Origin of the sequence: Microbacterium sp. NPDC057658 (genome assembly GCF_042799975.1) — a bacterium.
Lineage (GTDB): Bacteria > Actinomycetota > Actinomycetes > Actinomycetales > Microbacteriaceae > Microbacterium.
The window spans coordinates 855,782-872,727 of record NZ_JBHVHT010000001.1 but is presented as its reverse complement, the minus strand read 5'-3'; the positions used below and the strand labels follow the sequence as shown (position 1 = coordinate 872,727).

General features: G+C 70.0%; 15 protein-coding genes. 3 read left to right on the top strand and 12 right to left on the bottom strand.

Going from position 1 to position 16,946, the window contains the following annotated elements; all coding sequences use genetic code 11:
- Positions 1-17 precede the first annotated feature (17 nt).
- The 10 genes from ACFU8V_RS04175 to ACFU8V_RS04130 all read right to left on the bottom strand — a co-directional run bounded on the left by ACFU8V_RS04175 (position 18) and on the right by ACFU8V_RS04130 (position 10,833).
- Positions 18-644 (bottom strand): superoxide dismutase, encoded by a 627-nt coding sequence (locus ACFU8V_RS04175; RefSeq protein ID WP_025103993.1) that lies wholly within the window; start codon positions 642-644, stop codon positions 18-20.
- 22 nt (positions 645-666) lie between these two features.
- Positions 667-1,203: a flavin reductase family protein gene (locus ACFU8V_RS04170; RefSeq protein WP_025103994.1), complete on the bottom strand. Its 537-nt coding sequence runs from the start codon at positions 1,201-1,203 to the stop codon at positions 667-669.
- A complete protein-coding gene (locus tag ACFU8V_RS04165) occupies positions 1,200-2,549 on the bottom strand; it encodes an FAD-dependent oxidoreductase (RefSeq protein WP_378869233.1) in 1,350 nt (449 codons plus the stop codon). The genes ACFU8V_RS04170 and ACFU8V_RS04165 overlap by 4 nt, the downstream gene beginning before the upstream one ends.
- On the bottom strand, positions 2,546-2,872 hold the full coding sequence (gene fdxA / locus ACFU8V_RS04160; RefSeq protein ID WP_025103996.1) for a ferredoxin: 327 nt from the start codon (positions 2,870-2,872) through the stop codon (positions 2,546-2,548). The genes ACFU8V_RS04165 and fdxA overlap by 4 nt, the downstream gene beginning before the upstream one ends.
- A 79-nt stretch (positions 2,873-2,951) precedes the next feature.
- Positions 2,952-5,204 (bottom strand): glycoside hydrolase family 3 N-terminal domain-containing protein, encoded by a 2,253-nt coding sequence (locus ACFU8V_RS04155; RefSeq protein ID WP_366216204.1) that lies wholly within the window; start codon positions 5,202-5,204, stop codon positions 2,952-2,954.
- Positions 5,204-6,352, bottom strand: coding sequence for an ABC transporter permease (locus ACFU8V_RS04150; RefSeq protein WP_303708992.1), 1,149 nt, complete (start codon positions 6,350-6,352; stop codon positions 5,204-5,206). Before ACFU8V_RS04150 ends, ACFU8V_RS04155 begins: the two co-directional genes overlap by 1 nt.
- 1 nt (position 6,353) lies before the next feature.
- The gene (locus ACFU8V_RS04145) at positions 6,354-7,442 is read right to left on the bottom strand and encodes an ABC transporter permease (protein WP_071327826.1); all 1,089 of its coding nucleotides are present in this window, start codon (positions 7,440-7,442) and stop codon (positions 6,354-6,356) included.
- Complete coding sequence (locus tag ACFU8V_RS04140) at positions 7,439-8,245, bottom strand: ABC transporter ATP-binding protein (protein WP_378869227.1); 807 nt, start codon at positions 8,243-8,245, stop codon at positions 7,439-7,441. Before ACFU8V_RS04140 ends, ACFU8V_RS04145 begins: the two co-directional genes overlap by 4 nt.
- Entirely contained in the window at positions 8,242-9,066 is an 825-nt protein-coding gene (locus ACFU8V_RS04135; protein ID WP_378869224.1) for an ABC transporter ATP-binding protein, read from the bottom strand. Before ACFU8V_RS04135 ends, ACFU8V_RS04140 begins: the two co-directional genes overlap by 4 nt.
- A 105-nt stretch (positions 9,067-9,171) precedes the next feature.
- A complete protein-coding gene (locus ACFU8V_RS04130) occupies positions 9,172-10,833 on the bottom strand; it encodes an ABC transporter substrate-binding protein (protein WP_378869221.1) in 1,662 nt (553 codons plus the stop codon).
- Positions 10,834-10,986: 153 nt separating this feature from the next.
- On the opposite strand from ACFU8V_RS04130, the gene ACFU8V_RS04125 reads away from it, so the two are divergent.
- Together ACFU8V_RS04125 and ACFU8V_RS04120 are read left to right on the top strand one after the other, a co-directional pair.
- Entirely contained in the window at positions 10,987-11,628 is a 642-nt protein-coding gene (locus ACFU8V_RS04125) for a TetR/AcrR family transcriptional regulator (RefSeq protein ID WP_303708989.1), read from the top strand.
- 109 nt (positions 11,629-11,737) lie between these two features.
- Entirely contained in the window at positions 11,738-12,952 is a 1,215-nt protein-coding gene (locus tag ACFU8V_RS04120) for an amidohydrolase (RefSeq protein ID WP_366216209.1), read from the top strand.
- 15 nt (positions 12,953-12,967) lie between these two features.
- Here ACFU8V_RS04120 and ACFU8V_RS04115 read toward each other — a convergent pair whose 3' ends face one another.
- The gene (locus ACFU8V_RS04115) at positions 12,968-13,672 is read right to left on the bottom strand and encodes a GTP pyrophosphokinase family protein (RefSeq protein WP_025104005.1); all 705 of its coding nucleotides are present in this window, start codon (positions 13,670-13,672) and stop codon (positions 12,968-12,970) included.
- Positions 13,673-13,682: 10 nt separating this feature from the next.
- Positions 13,683-14,771 (bottom strand): VanZ family protein, encoded by a 1,089-nt coding sequence (locus ACFU8V_RS04110; protein WP_378869216.1) that lies wholly within the window; start codon positions 14,769-14,771, stop codon positions 13,683-13,685.
- Between the two features lie 224 nt (positions 14,772-14,995).
- Between ACFU8V_RS04110 and ACFU8V_RS04105 the strand changes: the two genes are divergently transcribed.
- Complete coding sequence (locus tag ACFU8V_RS04105) at positions 14,996-16,945, top strand: APC family permease (protein ID WP_378871789.1); 1,950 nt, start codon at positions 14,996-14,998, stop codon at positions 16,943-16,945.
- Position 16,946: the final 1 nt, after the last annotated feature.

Genomic DNA, 16,946 nt, shown 5'->3' with positions numbered 1-16,946 from the left:
CCCGGTCGGCGAAGGAGTCAGGGGACGAGGAGACCTGCGGTCGCGGTGCGCGCCGTCTCGAAGCGGCGCTGCACGTCGGGCCAGTTCACGAGGTTCCAGAACGCCTTGACGTAGTCCGCCCGCACGTTGAGGTAGTCGAGGTAGTAGGCGTGCTCCCACACGTCGAGCTGCAGCAGCGGGATGACGCCGAGCGGCGCGTTGCCCTGCTGGTCGAAGAGCTGGAAGATCACCGGGCGAGCGCCCACCGAGTCCCAGGCGAGCACGGCCCAGCCGGACCCCTGTACGCCGAGGGCCGTCGCGGTGAAGTGCGCGCGGAAACCGTCGATGGACCCGAATGAGTCCGCGAGCGCCGCCGAGAGCTCGCCCTCCGGAGCCCCGCCGCCCTCGGGCGAGAGGTTCTGCCAGAACACGGAGTGGTTGATGTGGCCGCCGAGGTTGAACGCGAGGTCCTTCTCGAGCTTGTTCACCGCTCCGAGGTCGCCGCTGTCGCGGGCCGCCGCGAGCTGCTCCAGCGCCGTGTTCGCGCCGGTCACGTAGGCCTGGTGGTGCTTGGAGTGGTGCAGCTCCATGATCTTGCCGGAGATGTGGGGCTCCAGTGCCGAGTAGTCGTAGGGCAGCTCGGGGAGCGTGTACGGAGTGGACATGAGGGTTCCTTTCGTGACGGGGTCAGAGGGCGGTGTCGTGGGACAGGGCGTGGAATCGGCGGTCGATGTAGACGAGCGGGCGGGCCGGGCGGCCGGTGAGCACCTCGAGCACCTCGGCGATCACCACGGTCGACGAACCGACGGGCACGGTCTGGATCGCCCGGCAGCGCAGGGCGACACGGGCCTCCGCCAGGTGCGGCTCGCCGGTCGGCAGCGTCGTCCAGCCCTGCTCGGGCGTGAAGCGCTCTGAGCCGCTCACCGCGAAGCTCTGGGCGAGCGCGGAGTGCTCGTCGTCGATGAGGTGCACGACGAAGGTGTCGGCGCCGAGGATGGCCCCGGCGCTCCCGGTCGCCCTGGTCACCGAGAACACGATCGCCGCCGGATCGACCGCGACCGACGACACGCTCGACGCCGTGAGGCCGACGGGGCCGTCCGGACCCTGCGCCGTGATGATGGCGACACCGGCAGGGTGGGTGCGGAACGCCGCCTTGAGCCCCTCCCCGACCGGCGTGGGCACCGGAGCGGCGGGGTGCGGGGTGGTGTGCGGGTCGGGGGTCATCGGGTGCTCTCCTCGAGAGGGATGGGGGTGGGGGTCGCGTGGGCGCGCATGGCCGCGCGGTCGACGAGCTTCGTGCGCTCCCGGCCGCGGACGGCTCCGGCGCGGCGCTCGGCCTCGTCGATGCGCAACCAACCCTCCCAGTCCACCACGTCGGGGAGGTCCAGGGGCGGGTCACGGTCGATGCGGGCGGACGGCGTCGCGGCGAGGTCCTCCACGAGATGCTGCACGGTCTGCGCGGCGTCGGACTTCGTGGAGCCGATGAGGCCGATCGGTCCGCGCTTGATCCAGCCGGTCGCGTAGAGGCCGGCGACGGGCGTGCCGTCGGCATCGAGCACCCGCCCCTCCGCGTTCGGAACGATGCCCCGTGCCGCGTCGAACGGCACACCGGGCACGGGCGAGGAGAGGTAGCCGATCGCCCGGCACACGGCGCCGACCTCGTACCGCACGAGTTCGCCGGTGCCGACCATGCGGCCGAGCGGGTCGGAGGCCGTGCGCTCGAACTCGATGCCCTCCACACGGTCCGTGCCCAGGACACGGACGGGGCGATGCCGGAAGTGCAGGTGGATGCGCCGGGAAGCCCCGGCGGACGGGCGCTGCGCCCATTCCGTGAGAGTCCGCACGATGATGCGGCGCTGCGAGAACTGCTCCAGCATGCGGGCGGCATGGTCGTCGAGCTCGAGGTCGGCGGGATCGACGATCACCTCCACATCGTGCTGCTCCCCGAGCTCGCGCAGCTCCAGGGCTGAGAAGCGCACATCGGCGGGGCCACGTCGGGCGAAGAGGTGCACGTCGCGGACCCGGCTCGCGGCGAGCGCGTCGAGGATGTGGTCGGGGGTGTCGGTCGACTCCAGCGCCGCGGCGTGCTTCGCGAGGATGCGCGTGACGTCGAGGGCGACGTTGCCCGCCCCGAGCACGGCCACGGCCTCCGCCTCCAGGCCCCAGCCCCGCGCGACGTCGGGGTGCGCGTCGTACCAGGCCACGAAATCCGCGGCGCCGAACGATCCGGGAAGGTCGGCTCCCGGCACGTCGAACGTCACGTCGCGGTCGGCTCCGGTCGCGATGACGACGCCGTCGTACGCCCGGCGGAGCTCGTCGACCGTCACATCGACGCCGACCTCGACGTTGGCGCGCAGCCGGATGCCGGGCTGGAGGAGCACGTCGTGCAGCGCGTCGATGATCTTGCGGATGCGTGGATGGTCGGGGGCGACGCCGTAGCGGACGAGCCCGTACGGAGCGGGGAGCTTCTCGTGCAGGTCGATGGCCGCCTCCGGCACCTGCGCCCGGAGGAGGTCGGCGGCGTAGATGCCCGCGGGTCCCGCGCCGACGATGGCGATGCGCGGCGTCACTCGTGCACCTCCTGCGGCGGGAGCGCGGCGATGAGCGGGTGGTCGTGCCGGATGAGTCCGGTGCGGGCGGCGCCGCCGGGCGAGCCGATCTCGTCGAAGAACTCGACGTTGGCCTTGTAGTAGTCCTGCCACTCGTCGGGCAGGTCGTCCTCGTAGTAGATCGCCTCGACCGGGCACACCGGCTCGCACGCTCCGCAGTCCACGCACTCGTCGGGGTGGATGTAGAGCGACCGTTCGCCCTCGTAGATGCAGTCAACGGGGCACTCGTCGATGCACGCCTTGTCCTTGAGGTCGACGCACGGCAGTGCGATCACATACGTCATCGCGACTTCTTCTCTGTCCCACTCACGCCCTCCACCGTAAAACCTCAAGCGCACTTGAGGTCAAATCGAGGCCGTGGAATCAGGACGGGGAGATCTCGAAGGGGGCGGGGAGGAGGTGCTCCTCGCGGGAGCTGGGGCCGACGAGGAGCGTGAAGGCGCCGGCCTCCACGGTCCGGACGCCGGCGGCGGTCACGATCGTGCAGTCCGCGACGGGGACCTCGATCCGCACGCGCGCACTCTCCCCCGGCGCGAGGTCGACCTGCCGGAAGGCCTTGAGCTCGCGGTCGGTCCAGCTCACGCTCGTCACCTCGTCCCGCACGTACGCCTGCACGGTCTCGCGGACGGGCCGGTCCCCCGTGTTCGTCACGGTCACGTGCCCCACCACGGTGTCGCCGAGGCGCAGCCCCGTCTGCTCCAGCTCCAGCTCCGCGTACGCCACGGTCGTGTACGACCGGCCCTCGCCGAAGGCCCACGCGGGCGCCTGGGTCAGGTCGGCGTAGCGGTCGCCGTGCTGACCACGGATCTGGTTGTAGTAGGTCGGCTGCTGCCCGACGTGCCGCGCGAACGAGATGGGCAGCCGCCCCGAGGGTTCCACGGCACCCGTGACGATGTCGGCGAGCGCCCATCCGCCCTGCATACCCGGATTCGCGGCCCAGACCACCGCCGCCGCCCGCTGCACCGACGGCGGGAGCACGAGCGGCTTGGACGCGAGGAGCACCACGACGACGGGCTTCCCGGTGTCGATGAGCGCGTCGAGCAGCGCATTCTGGCCGCCGATGAGCTCCAGCGTGGCCGTGGACCGCCCCTCGCCCACGAGCTCGATGCGATCGCCGACCACCGCGACCACGACGTCGGCGGCCTCGGCAGCGGCCACCGCCTCCGCGATGAGCGCAGGATCCGGCGGGCACGGCTGCACCACGGGAGGACGCGGCTGGTTGTCCGGGAAGTGCGTGCCGCGGGGGTCGTCGGCGAGCGTGAGGATGTCGGCGCCGCGTGCATGCGTGACCGTCCACGCGTCCACCGCACGGAGGCCGTCGAGCACGGTCGTGATCATCTCGCGGGGCTGTCCGTCGAGCCAGCCCGCCTGACCCGAGCCGCCGGCCCAGTCGCCGAGCTGCGTCTGCGCGTCGTCCGCGAGCGGCCCGGTCACCGCCACCCGCAGCGGCGCCGCGGCATCCAGCGGCAGCACGCCGTCGTTCTCCAGGAGCACGAGCGAACGGCGCGCGATCTCGAGGTTGAGCTCCGCGTGCGCGGCGCTGCCGACCACGGCGGACACGTCGTCGCGGGGCAGCCGGGGGTCCTCGAAGAGCCCGAGTTCGAACTTCAGCGTGAGGATGCGGGAGACCGCGTCGTCGAAGGCGTCCTCCGGCAGCAGCCCCCGGGCGACCGCGTCCAGCGCCCCCTCGAAGAACCCGGGCGTGGTCATCACCATGTCGTTCCCGGCGCGCACCGCGGCGGCCGCGGCATGGGTGAGGTCGGGCTGCACCCGCTGCTCCCACACCATCCGGCCCACGTTGTCCCAGTCCGTGATGAGGGTGCCGGTGTAACCCCACTCGCCGCGGAGCACGTCGCTGAGCAGCCACTCGTTCAGCGTGATCGGCACCCCGTCGGTCGTCTGGTACCCGAGCATGAACGTCCGGCAGCCCTCGCGGGCGACCCGCTCGAAGGGCGGCAGGAACCAGGAGCGCAGCTTGCGTGGGGAGATGTCCGCCTCGCTGGCGTCGCGTCCGCCCTGCGTCTCGGAGTAGCCGGCGAAGTGCTTGGCCGTCGCGAGGATGGCCGTGGGGTCGTCGAGCCCGTCACCCTGATAGCCGCGCACCATGGCCGAAGCGAGCTCCCCGATGAGGAACGGGTCCTCCCCGAACGTCTCCCCCACCCGCCCCCAGCGCAGGTCGCGGGCGATGCACAGCACCGGCGAGAACGTCCAGTGGATGCCGGTCACGGCGACCTCCTCTGCCGTCGCCCGCGCCACGCGCTCGACGAGTGCCGGATCCCAGGAGGCTGCCATGCCGAGCTGCGTGGGGTAGATCGTCCCTCCTGGCCAGAACGAGTGGCCGTGGATGCAGTCCTCGCCCACGAGCAGCGGGATGCCGAGCCGTGTCTGCGCGACCAGGGCGGCAGCCCGCCGCAGACGCTCGTCCGAGGCGTGCAGGATCGATCCCGCGTGCCGCCGGAGCACGTGGTCGTCGATGTCGTCGCGGGCGTCGAGCTGGAGCATCTGCCCGACCTTCTCCTCCACCGTCATCCGGCTGAGGAGGTCGGCCACGCGTTCGGGGATCGAGAGGGCGGGGTCCTGATACGGGAGTTGCGTGGTCAGAGTCTGAGAGGTCATCACTTCGTGTTCTGGTTCGTGTGCGGTGTCGCGGTGTTCGAGGAGTCGGTGGCGCCGGAAGCGCCCGGCGAGGTCGCCGACGATACGGGATCGGGGCTCTTCTCCGGCAGGGGCACGCGGCGGACGGCCGTGACGGCGTCGTTCACATTCAGCCCCTTCTTCTTCATCGCCCTGGCCCGCTCACCGGCCGACCGCAGTCGCGGGTTGACGTACTCGTCGATGCCGAAGTTGATGAGCGAGAGCGCGACGCCGATGATCGCGATGCAGAGCCCTGCCGGCACGTACCACCACCACAGCCGCGGGAAGGCGCCGTTCTGCTGCGCCCAGAACAGGATCGTCCCCCAGTTCAGGTTGCTGACCGGGATCACGCCGATGAAGGCCAGGGTCGTGAGGCCGAGGATGGCCGCGGTCACGGTGCCGACGAAGCTCGAGGCGATGAGCGCCATGAGGTTCGGGAGCATCTCGACCGTGATGATGCGGCGCAGCGGCTCGCCGTTCGCGCGGGCGGCCTGGATGAAGTCGCGGTTGCGCAGCGACATGGTCTGCGCGCGCAGCACCCGGGCGCCCCACGCCCACCCGGTGATCCCGAGCACCGCGGCGATCACGATCAGCGGTGGGTTCTCGAACTGCGAGGCGATGATGATGATCAGCGGGATGCCGGGGATCACCAGGAACACGTTGGTCAGCGCCGACAGCGACTCGCTCTTCCAGCCGCGCACGTAGCCGGCGATCACACCGATCGTGATCGCGATGATCGTGGCGATGAACGCCGCGAGGAAGCCGACGACGATCACCCCGCGGGTGCCGTAGATGATCTGGCTCAGCACGTCTTCGCCCATGTGCGTCGTGCCCAGCCAGTGCTCCCAGGAGGGTGGCTGCCGGAGCGCCGTGCGGTCCTTCTGGGTCGGTCCGTACGGGGCGATCCACGGGGCGAAGATCGCGATGAGCACGAACGCCCCGAGGATGAGGAGGCCGGCGATCGACTTGGGGTTGCGGAACATCGCGAACGCCTGCGCGAGCTGCGACCAGAAGGTCTTGCGGGGCGGCGTCCCGGTCGGCGGGGTGCGCAACGTGGCGGTCTCGGGCATGCCGGAGACGACGGCCGATCCGTCCGGCGCTGTGTTCGCTGCGGTGGTGGGGACGGTCATGTCAGGACTCCATCTGGCGCGTGCGCGGGTCGAGGTAGGCGTAGACGACATCGGCGAGGATGTTGGCCACGAGCACCGACAGCGTGATCACGAGGAACACGCCCTGCATGAGGGCGAAGTCCTTGGCGTTGGTCGCGTCGAGCAGCAGCTTGCCGACACCCGGATAGCTGAACACCATCTCCATGACGATCGTGCCGCCGACGATGAAGCCGATCGACAGCGCGAAGCTCTGGATCTGCGGCAGCACCGCGTTGCGGGCGGCGTAGCCCCAGAGCACCCGCTTGTTGGGCATGCCCTTCGCCTGCGCGACCGTGATGTAGTCGTCATCCAGCACCGTCAGCATCATGTTGCGCATGCCGAGCACCCACCCGCCGAGCGAGGCGACCACGATGGTCAGCGCCGGGAGCGTGCCGTGCATGATCACCTGGCCGATGAAGTCGAGGCTCCATTCCGGCGACTGCCCCTTGTCGTAGGCGTGCGATGAGGGGAACCACTTCAGGGTCGAGGAGAAGATCGCGATCGCGATGAGTCCCAGCCAGAAGTACGGGATCGTGTTGAAGAACGTCGTCACCGGGATGATCGCGTCGAGCTTGCTGCCGCGCTTCCAGCCGACGACGGCTCCGAGCAGCGTGCCGATCGCGAAGGAGATGACGGTCGCGATGCCGACCAGCCCGAGTGTCCAGGGCAGGGCGGCGGCGAGCACCTCGGCGACCGGCCGCAGACCGTGCAGGGTCGAGATGCCGAGGTCGCCGCGCAGCAGCATCCCCCAGTACTCGAGGTACTGCTGCCAGATGGACTTGTCGGTGTCGATGCCGAGGAGCACGCGCAGGGCCTCCGCCGCCTCGGGGCTCACGGTGCGGTTGCGCGCGAGGTACGAGCTGACCGCGTCGCCCTTCATGAGGCGGGGCAGGAAGAAGTTGATCGTGATCGCCGCCCACAGCGTGAACAGGTAGAACGCCGCGCGACCGGCGAAGAAGCGCCACGGCACCGGCCGCCTGGTGCGCTCTGCCCTGGTCGCCGTGGTGCCGACCTCCAGGGCATCGCGGGCGACGAGGTCGTTGTCGTCGAGCTGGGGGAGAGCGGAGCTCACAGCGCGCCTCCGTTCGATGCCGCCGCGGCGAAGTGCTTCTCCGGATCGGGAGACGCCGCGCGCAGCTCGCGGGTGTACGGATCCTGCGGATTGAGGATCACATCGTCGGCGGTGCCGTACTCGACCACGCGCCCCTGGTTGAGGACCATGATCTCGTCGCTGAAGTGCCGGGCGGTCGCCAGGTCGTGCGTGATGTAGAGCACACCAAGTCCCTCTTCGCGCTGCAGGTCGGCGAGCAGGTTCAGCACGCCGAGCCGGATGGAGACGTCGAGCATCGACACCGGCTCGTCGGCGACCAGGAGCGAGGGACGCGAGGCCAGGGCGCGCGCGATGGCCACGCGCTGCCGCTGACCGCCCGACAGCTCGTGGGGGCGGCGGTCGATCACCGCGTCCGCATCGAGGCGCACCCGGTCGAGGAGCCGACGCACCTCGTTCTCGGTGTCCTTCTTCGGCACCACATCGTCGAGGCGGATGGGCCGCTCCAGGTGGTAGCGGATGGAGTGGTACGGGTTGAGCGAGGCGAACGGGTCCTGGAACACCATCCGCAGCTGCTGGCGATACCTTCGCAGGCCCTTGCCGCGGCGCGGGATCGGCGTGTCGTCGAGCAGCACCTCGCCGCTGGTCGGGGTCTCGAGCTGGGTGAGGATCTTCGCGATCGTGGACTTGCCGCTACCGGACTGGCCGACCAGGCCGATCGTCTGGCCCGACGTCAGGGTGAAGCTCACGTCGTCGAGGGCTTTGATCTGCCCTGCGCCTCGGACGTTGTACGCCTTCGTGACATGGCGGAACTCGAGGGTGGTCATCGCACCAGCACCCCTCTCTCCCCGGTGAGCCGGGGGAACGACGACAGCAGCGTCTTCGTGTACTCGCGCTCCGGCTGCGTCCAGATGCGCTCCGCCGTGTCGAGCTCGATGATCTCTCCTTCGCGCATGATCGCGATCCGGTCGCTGATCTCCAGCAGAAGCGGCAGGTCGTGGGTGATGAAGATCACCGAGAAGCCGAACTCGTGCCGCAGCTGCGAGATCTGCTTGAGGATCTCCCGCTGCACCAGCACGTCGAGCGCGGTCGTCGGCTCGTCCATGACCATCAGCTGCGGACGGAGCGCCAGGGCCATGGCGATCATGACGCGCTGGCGCATACCGCCGGAGAGCTCGTGCGGGAAGGAGCGCACGCGCTGACGGCCGACCTTGACGATCTCGAGCAGCTCCTCGGCCTCGGCACGCCGCTGCCTGCGGTTCATGTCGGGGCGGTGGATCTCGAACACGTCCTCCAACTGGGAGCCGATCGTGGCCACGGGGTTGAGGGCGTTCATCGCGCCCTGGAACACCATCGACACCTTGTCCCAGCGGAATCGCTGCATCGCGTCGACGTCCAGCGCGTTGATGTCGATGTCGATGCCGGTCGCGTCGTGGAAGGTCACGCTGCCGCCGGTGATGACGGCCGGAGCACGCAGCAGGCGCTGCACCCCGTAGGCGAGCGTGGTCTTGCCGCATCCGCTCTCCCCGGCGAGGCCCAGGATCTCGCCGCGCTGCAGTTCGAGGGTCACGTTCTTCACCGCCTCGACGGGCGGATCGACGTCGTACACGACGGAGAAGTCGCGCACGGTGAGCAGGGGATCTGGCATGGGGGTGTCCTTCGTGGGGGGCGGGCCCTTCGACAGGCTCAGGGACCCAGATGGGTGGCTGAGCCTGTCGAAGCCCCGCCGTGGGTGGCTGAGCCTGTCGAAGTCCTACTCGGCGGGCTTCAGCTTCGTGAGGATCTGCACGATGTTCGGCTGCGTCGGGTCGGCGGACGCGTACGTGTCGGTCTCCGACGGCCAGCCGACGTAGTTGCGCGTGTTGAACTCGCCCAGCAGCGGGTGGGCGCCCAGCGGGATGGCCGGCACCTGCTCCGAGAAGATCGTCTGCAGCGTGTCGATCGCGGTGGTGCGCTCCTCGTCGGATGAGGCGTTGGCGTAGGTGTTCAGCGCGGCGGTCGCCTCCGGGTCATCGAAGCGGCCGAAGTTGAAGCCGGCCTTGCCCTCGGGCGAGATCCAGCGCGGGTCCATGGTCGAGGTGTACAGGCCGTACGCCGTGCCGCTGTCCTCCAGCCAGTGGATGATCGCGGAGAACGTGCCGTTGTCGCGGGGGTCGGCCCAGCCGCCCCAGTCGGGCATGTCGATCTTGACCTCGGCGCCGATGCTGTCCTTCACGTCCTCGGCGATGAGCTCCTGCGCCGTGTTCCAGTCGCTCCAGCCGGAGGGGACGGAGAGCGTGAACGAGACGGGCGTGCCGTCGGGGTCGATCAGGGCGTCGTCCTTCCACGTGTACCCGGCGGTCTCCAGCAGGTCACGCGCCTTCTCAGCATCGACCTTGTAGTCGACGCCCTGGAACTCGGGCTGGATCTCGTCCTCGAGGATCGACGACAGGCCCGTGACCGACCAGACGGCCTCGCTGGCACCCTCGCGTGCGATGTCGACGTAGGCGTCGCGGTCGATCACCCAGGCGAGCGCCTGACGGAAGGCGGGGTCGTCGAACGGCTTCTGCTGCAGGTTCATGAACAGCGTGGCCGAGCCGGTGGTCGGGGAGGCGAGGAACTTGTTGTGCTCGGGGTCGGCCGAGAGGAACTGCTCCTCGATCTGCGGGATGAACGCCTGCGCCCAGTCGGCGTCGCCGTTCGCGAGGGCCGTGGTGAGGGCGGTGTTGTCGCCGTACGAGACGTAGTGCAGCTCGGGCACGGCGAGGTCGCCGCCCCAGTAGTCGTCGCGCGCGTCGAGCGTGACCGACTCGGTCGACCAGTTCGCCATCGCGTAGGGGCCGGTGCCGACGAGGTCGTCGCCCGTGACGGGGTCGGTGGCCGGGTCCTCGAACTTCTCCCAGATGTGCTTGGGGACGATGGGCACGTGCAGCACGCGGGCCTGGTTGACGTACTTGGAGTCGCCGAAGCTCAGCACGACCGTGTCGCCGTCGACCTCGGCGCCCTCGTACTTGAGGCCGGCGGTGTCGAGGGCGGGGATCGAGGCGGTCTCGAACGAGAAGACGATGTCGTCCGCCGTGAACGGCTCGCCGTCGCTCCAGGTGACGTCCGCGCGCGGGACGACCGTGAGCTGCGTGTAGTCGTCGTTCCACTCGAGGCTCTCGGCGAGCCACGGCGTGACACCGCGGTCGCCGGTCTGGTTCACCAGCGCGAGGGTCTCGAACACGACCTTGGCATAGCCGTACTTCGAGGCCGCGGAGTCGCCGACGAACGGGTTGTTCGACTCGGTGGTGATCGCACCGTCGGGCTTCGCGATGGTGAGGGAGGCGGAACCGGCGTCATCGCCGGAACCACCGCCCGCCGAGCATCCGGCGAGCGCCGAGACGCCCAGGACGGCGACCGCGCTGGCGGCGATCAGGGTTTTCGTGAGCTTCATTGCTTCTCCTTGGGCACGGGTCCTTGTGCGGCGTGGCGGCCGACGGATCGCCTCCGACCGCTGCTCTTGCTTACTGTCGAGAAAGTAAGCTGTGGAGAGGTTACCGAGGAGTAAGTTGGTTGGCAAGCAGAGCGGGACGAGGGAGGTGGGTTCATGACGGACGACGTGCACGCTGTCCGGGTGCGCCCGGCCACGCGGGAGAAGCGCGAGCAGATCCTCAAGGCGGCCGTGGAGATCTTCGGCAACAAGGGCTCCACGAACGGCACGCTCGCCGACGTCGCCGAGCAGGTCGGCATCACGCACGCGGGCGTGCTGCATCACTTCGGCTCGAAGCAGAAGCTCCTCCTCGAGGTGCTCGCCTACCGCGACCAGGCCGACGTGGCCGACCTCGCCGAGAAGCACATCCCCGACGGACCGGAGCTGTTCCTCCACCTCGTCCGCACGGCGTTCGCCAACGAGAAGCGTCCGGGCATCGTGCAGGCCTACACGGTCCTGTCCTCCGAGTCGGTGACCGACGACCACCCCGGTCGCGAGTACTTCGAGGAGCGCTACACGACCCTGCGCCGAGAGGTGACGGCGGCGTTCGGCGAGCTCTGCGCCCAGGAAGGCGTGACCGAGCCCGCGACCGTCGCCGCCGCCTCGGCCGCCATCCTCGCCGTGATGGACGGCCTGCAGCTCCAGTGGCTCCTGCACCCCGAGGTGATCGAACTCGGCGAGACGAGCGAGTTCGCGATCCAGGCGATCGTGAACGCCGTGCTGCGTCCCGGACCCGAACTGCCGACCTACGTGCACTGACCCTGCCGAGACCCCGCGTTCCCGTCGAGACCCCGCGCTCCCGGCGCGGCGAAGCCGGGGTCTCGGCGGAACGCCGGGGTCTCGGCGCGCACCCGGCTAGGCTCTGGCCATGACGATCGACCTCGAAGCGCTCTACATCGACCTGCATCAGCACCCCGAGCTCTCGTTCCAGGAGACGCGCACCGCCGGCATCGCCGCCCAGCACCTGCGCGACCTGGGCCTCGAGGTCGAAGAAGGCGTCGGGGTGACCGGCGTGGTCGGGGTTCTTCGCAACGGCGAGGGTCCGGTGGTGTGGGTGCGCGCCGACATGGACGCGCTGCCGGTCGAGGAGCAGACGGGGCTGGCGTACGCGAGCACCGCGAAGGGCGTCGACCCGGCCGGCACCACCGTGCCGGTGATGCACGCGTGCGGCCACGACATGCACGTCACCGCGATGATCGGCGCCGTCGAGAAGCTCGTGGCCACGCGCGCGGAGTGGTCGGGCACCCTCGTCGTGCTCATCCAGCCCGCCGAGGAGTACGGCGCCGGCGCCAGGGCGATGCTCGACGACGGCCTGCTCGACCGCTACCCGAAGCCCGACGTGGTGCTCGGTCAGCACGTCACCCCGCTGCCCGCCGGAATCATCGGCGTGCGCAGCGGCACCCAGATGGCCGCGTCGGACGGTCTCACCGTCACCCTGCACGGCCGCGGCGGCCACGGCTCCCGCCCGCACGCCACGATCGATCCGGTCGTGATGGCGGCCGCGACCGTGATGCGCCTGCAGACGATCGCCTCGCGCGAGATCGACCCGCAGGGCGTGGCCGTGGTGACGGTCGGCTCGATCCACGCCGGACTCAAGAACAACATCATCCCGGCCGAGGCGAAGCTCGAGCTCAGCCTCCGCTACCCGAACGAGGGCGTGCGGGAGAAGGTGCTGGCCAGTGTCGAGCGGATCGTGCGCGCCGAGGCGATGGCCTCCGGCGCGGAGCGCGAACCCGAGATCCACACGCAGCACACCCTGCCCGCCACGATCAACGACGAGGAGGCGACGGCGCGGGTCTCGGCGGCGCTGCGTCGGGCGCTCGGGGAGTCGGCCGTCGTCGACCCCGGCATGTTCACCGGCAGCGAGGACGTCTCCTGGTTCGCCCGCGACGCCGAGGTGCCGCTCGTGTTCTGGTTCTGGGGCGGCGTCGACCCCGCCCGGTTCGCCGAGGCCGTCGCCGCGGGCACCGTGGAGAAGGACATCCCCACGAACCACTCGCCGTTCTTCGCGCCGGAGATCCATCCGACGATCGAGGTCGGGGTCACGGCGATGTCCGCCGCCGCCCGCGAGTTCCTCGCCTGACGCGGGTCGGGCTGCTCAGACCTCGACGATCCCCGGCGCGGGCGGAGGGGGCGGCGCGAGCTGCCGCTGCGGCACGCCATGGGCCTCGCGGTGCAGCCGCTCCATGCGGGTGTCGAGTTCGGCGGCGGCGTCGGCGGCGTCGCTGAGACTGTCGACGAGGTGCGCGGGCACCTGGTTGGAGAACTTGTAGTAGATCTTGTGCTCCAGGCTCGCCCAGAAGTCCATCGCGATGGTGCGGAACTGCACCTCGACCGGCACGGACAGCGCGCCCGTCGAGAGGAAGACGGGGACCTCGATGATGGCGTGCAGGCTCTTGTACCCGTTCGGCTTCGGGTTCGCGATGTAGTCCTTCACCGTGCGGACGGTCACGTCGTCCTGCGCGGTCAGCAGATCGAACAGCCGGTAGACGTCCGCGACGAAGCTGCACGTCACCCGCACTCCGGCGATGTCGGTGATCTCGGCACGGATGCGGTCGAAGTCGGGGTCGTCGATGCCCTTCCTGGCGATCTTCTCGACGATGCTGTCCGGCGACTTCAGCCGGCTCTTCACGTGCTCGATGGGGTTGTACGCGTGATCGTGGGTGAACTCGTCGCGGAGGATCGAGATCTTCGTCTCCACCTCGCGCATCCCGAACTCGTACTCGCGGAGGAAGCGCTGCAGCTGGTCGCGGAGCTCCTTCGCCTCGGAGATCAGGTGCTCGTCGACGGGGATCACGCTCATGAGGACGACGTTATCGATCCGTGATCGGAAACCCCTGTGGATTCGAGAGCGCGACGCGGGCGTCCTCGAGGTGCTGGCCGGAGAGAAGACCGGGGAGGCCGCGCCCCTGACGGGTGGTGAACAGCAGCACGACCGCGACGAGGATCAGCACCGAGGAGAGCGCGTCGAACACCCCGCCGAGCATCCCGAGAGCCGTGAGTCCGCCGATGCCGCCCGCCCAGCGCAGCATCCGGGCGAGCGCGGCCGGCAGGGGCGACCCGGTGTAGCGCAGCTGCACGGCGAGGTCTCCCACCGAGCGGCCGGTGACGAGGATGACCACGAGCCACAGCGCACAGGCGACCGCCGTGCTCACCGTGCCGGCGAGGGTGCCGTCGAGAACGGCCTGACGGTCCTGCACGACGTACTCGAGCCAGAGCTGCACCGCGACGCCCCCGGCGAGCACGACGAACCCGTTCGCGAGTCCGTCGCACAGCATCGCCAGCGCGCGGCGACCCCGGGTGACCGGGCGCGGCTCGTCGGCATCCGCCCGCGCCTGCAGGCCGCGCAGCGACCGGGGCACCACGAGAGCGAGCACCGAGCCGAGCACGGCTCCGGTCGTGTTCGTCATCAGGTCGCCGACGTCGAAGAAGCGGTAGGCGCACGGGTACAGACCCCAGACGCCGGTGAGCTGCGTGGTCTCCACGAGCAGCGAGAGCCCGAAGCCGGCGAGGAGCGCGGTCGGGAGGCCGCGGCCGCCCAGCACGCGGAGGAACACCCCGAGCGGGACGAACAGCAGCACGTTGAACACGAGCTGGAGAAGGGCGGGCTGGCGGAGCGGGTTGCCCGGCGCCGCGAACGCCTTCTGCACGTCGCGCACGACGGACATCGGGTCGGTGATCGCCCCCACGCAGCGGATGGCGTCCGGATCGGGCAGCGGCAGCAGCGTGTACGTCCAGATGGCCCAGAAGTAGACGAGCGCCGCGAGCCAGAGCAGCGTGCGGCCGAGCGAGAGGCGTCCGCGGCGGCGGTAGCTGATCGCGACGAAAGGCACGAAGAGGACGACGCCCGCGGCCAGGCCGATCGCCACGGCGATGACCCCCAGAACGACCTGATCCCCCACTGACGCAAGGATACCGGCAGGCCGTGAGGATTCCGTGAGGGAGCGCCACCGGGCCGTAGGGATTCCGTGAGGATCGCGTGAGGGCGTCCCCGGTCGGCGTAGTGTCGCCGGACGTGTCAGAACAAACGAGGCCGACCCCGGACGCGCCGCCGCGCGCCAAGCGCATCCTGCTCGGCGACCCGCTGACGAGCGCCCAGGTCGACGAGCAGCTCCTCCCCAAGCGCATGGCGCTGCCGATCTTCGCCTCGGACGCGCTGAGCTCGGTGGCCTACGCCCCGCAGGAGCTCGTGATGATCCTGCTCATCGGCGGCCTCACGTTCCTGTCGTTCACCCCGCTCGTCGCCGCGGCCGTCGTCGTGCTGCTGCTCGTGGTGGTGCTCAGCTACCGGCAGCTCATCAAGGCGTACCCCTCCGGCGGCGGCGACTACGAGGTCGCGTCGAAGAACCTCGGCGAGGTCCCCGGAGTGATCGTGGCTGCGGCCCTCCTCGTCGACTACGTGCTCACGGTGGCCGTGTCGGTCGCGTCGGGGGTGGACAACATCATCTCGGCGGTGCCGGCGCTCGACCCGCTCCGCGTGGAGCTCGCGGTCGGCTTCGTCGTGCTCATCATCATCGTGAACCTCCGCGGCGTGCGCGAGGCGTCGCTCGTGTTCGCGATCCCCACGTACGTGTTCATCGGCTCGGTCGGCATCATGATCGTCACGGGGCTCGTCCGGACGGCACTCGGCGACGCCCCGATCGCGTCCAGCGCGGAGTTCGCCGTGCAGGCCGAGAGCCTCAGCCAGGCGGCCGTGCTGCTGCTCATCCTCCGGGCGTTCTCCAGCGGCTGCTCCGCGCTGACCGGGGTCGAGGCCGTGTCGAACGGCGTCCCCGCGTTCCGGGCCCCGAAGGTGCGCAACGCCCAGTCGACCCTCGTGCTCATGGGGACCATCGCGATCTGCCTGTTCTCCGGACTCACCGCCCTCGCCCTCATCGCCGGCGTGCACTACGCCGAGAACCCCTGCGACCTCATCGGGTTCGACTGCACGACCCCGCAGCCGAGCCTCATGGCGCAGATCGCCGCGGCGACGTTCGGCGGCGGCAGCATCCCGTTCTTCATCGTGCAGGCGGCCACGGCCTGCGTGCTGCTCCTCGCGGCGAACACCGCCTTCAACGGCTTCCCCCTGCTCGGCGCCGTGCTCGCCCGCGACGGCTACGCCCCGAAGTCGCTGAACACCCGCGGCGACCGGCTCGTGTTCTCCAACGGCATGATCCTCCTCGGGATCGCCGCGATCGCCGTGCTCGTGGTGTTCCAGGCCCGGTTGACGACGCTGATCCAGCTCTACATCATCGGCGTCTTCGTCTCGTTCTCCCTGGGCCAGATCGGCATGGTGCGGCACTGGCGACGGCTGCTCCGGGCACCCGTCCCGCCGAACGGAGACGGCGCCGCAGACCGGCGTTCCGCACGCGTGGGGCTGCTCATCAACTCCGCCGGGGCGACGCTCACGGTGCTCGTGCTGGTCATCGTGACGATCACGAAGTTCACGCACGGCGCCTACCTCGTGTTCTTCGCCATCCCGGTGCTCGCGTTCCTCATGATCGGCGTCAAGCGGTATTACCGGGACGTCGAGCACGAGATCGCCATCGACGACACCACCCGCTTCGGCGCCTCCGGCGACGTCGCGATCGTCCTCGTGAACCACCTGCAGAAGCCGGTGATGAAGGCCATCGACTACGCGATCGCCGCCAAGCACGACAAGACCCTCGCCGTGCACGTGGCCGTGTCGCAGGACGACGCCGCCCGCCTGCAGCAGGAGTGGACCGACCACCTCGTGCCGGTGCCGCTCGTGATCGTCGAGTCGCCGTACCGCTCGTTCGCCCAGCCCGTGACGCAGTTCATCCGGCAGTACCGCGAGAAGCACGGCTCCTCCGTCGTCACGGTCTACCTGCCGCAGTACATCGTGGGGCACTGGTGGGAGAACTTCCTGCACAACCGGCGCGCCCGCCGCCTCGCGAACCAGCTCATGCTCGTGCACGGCGTGTCGATCACCCTGGTGCCGTGGCTGCTCGATTCGTCCGAGCTCATCTACGGCCGGCGCTCGCGCCCGCTGCCCGGTCAGGAGCGGGCGGGGCGGCCCGTCGTGGTGGCGGGGCGCCGGGCGCACCGCCCCGCCGGGCCGCCGTCCGAGTCCTGAC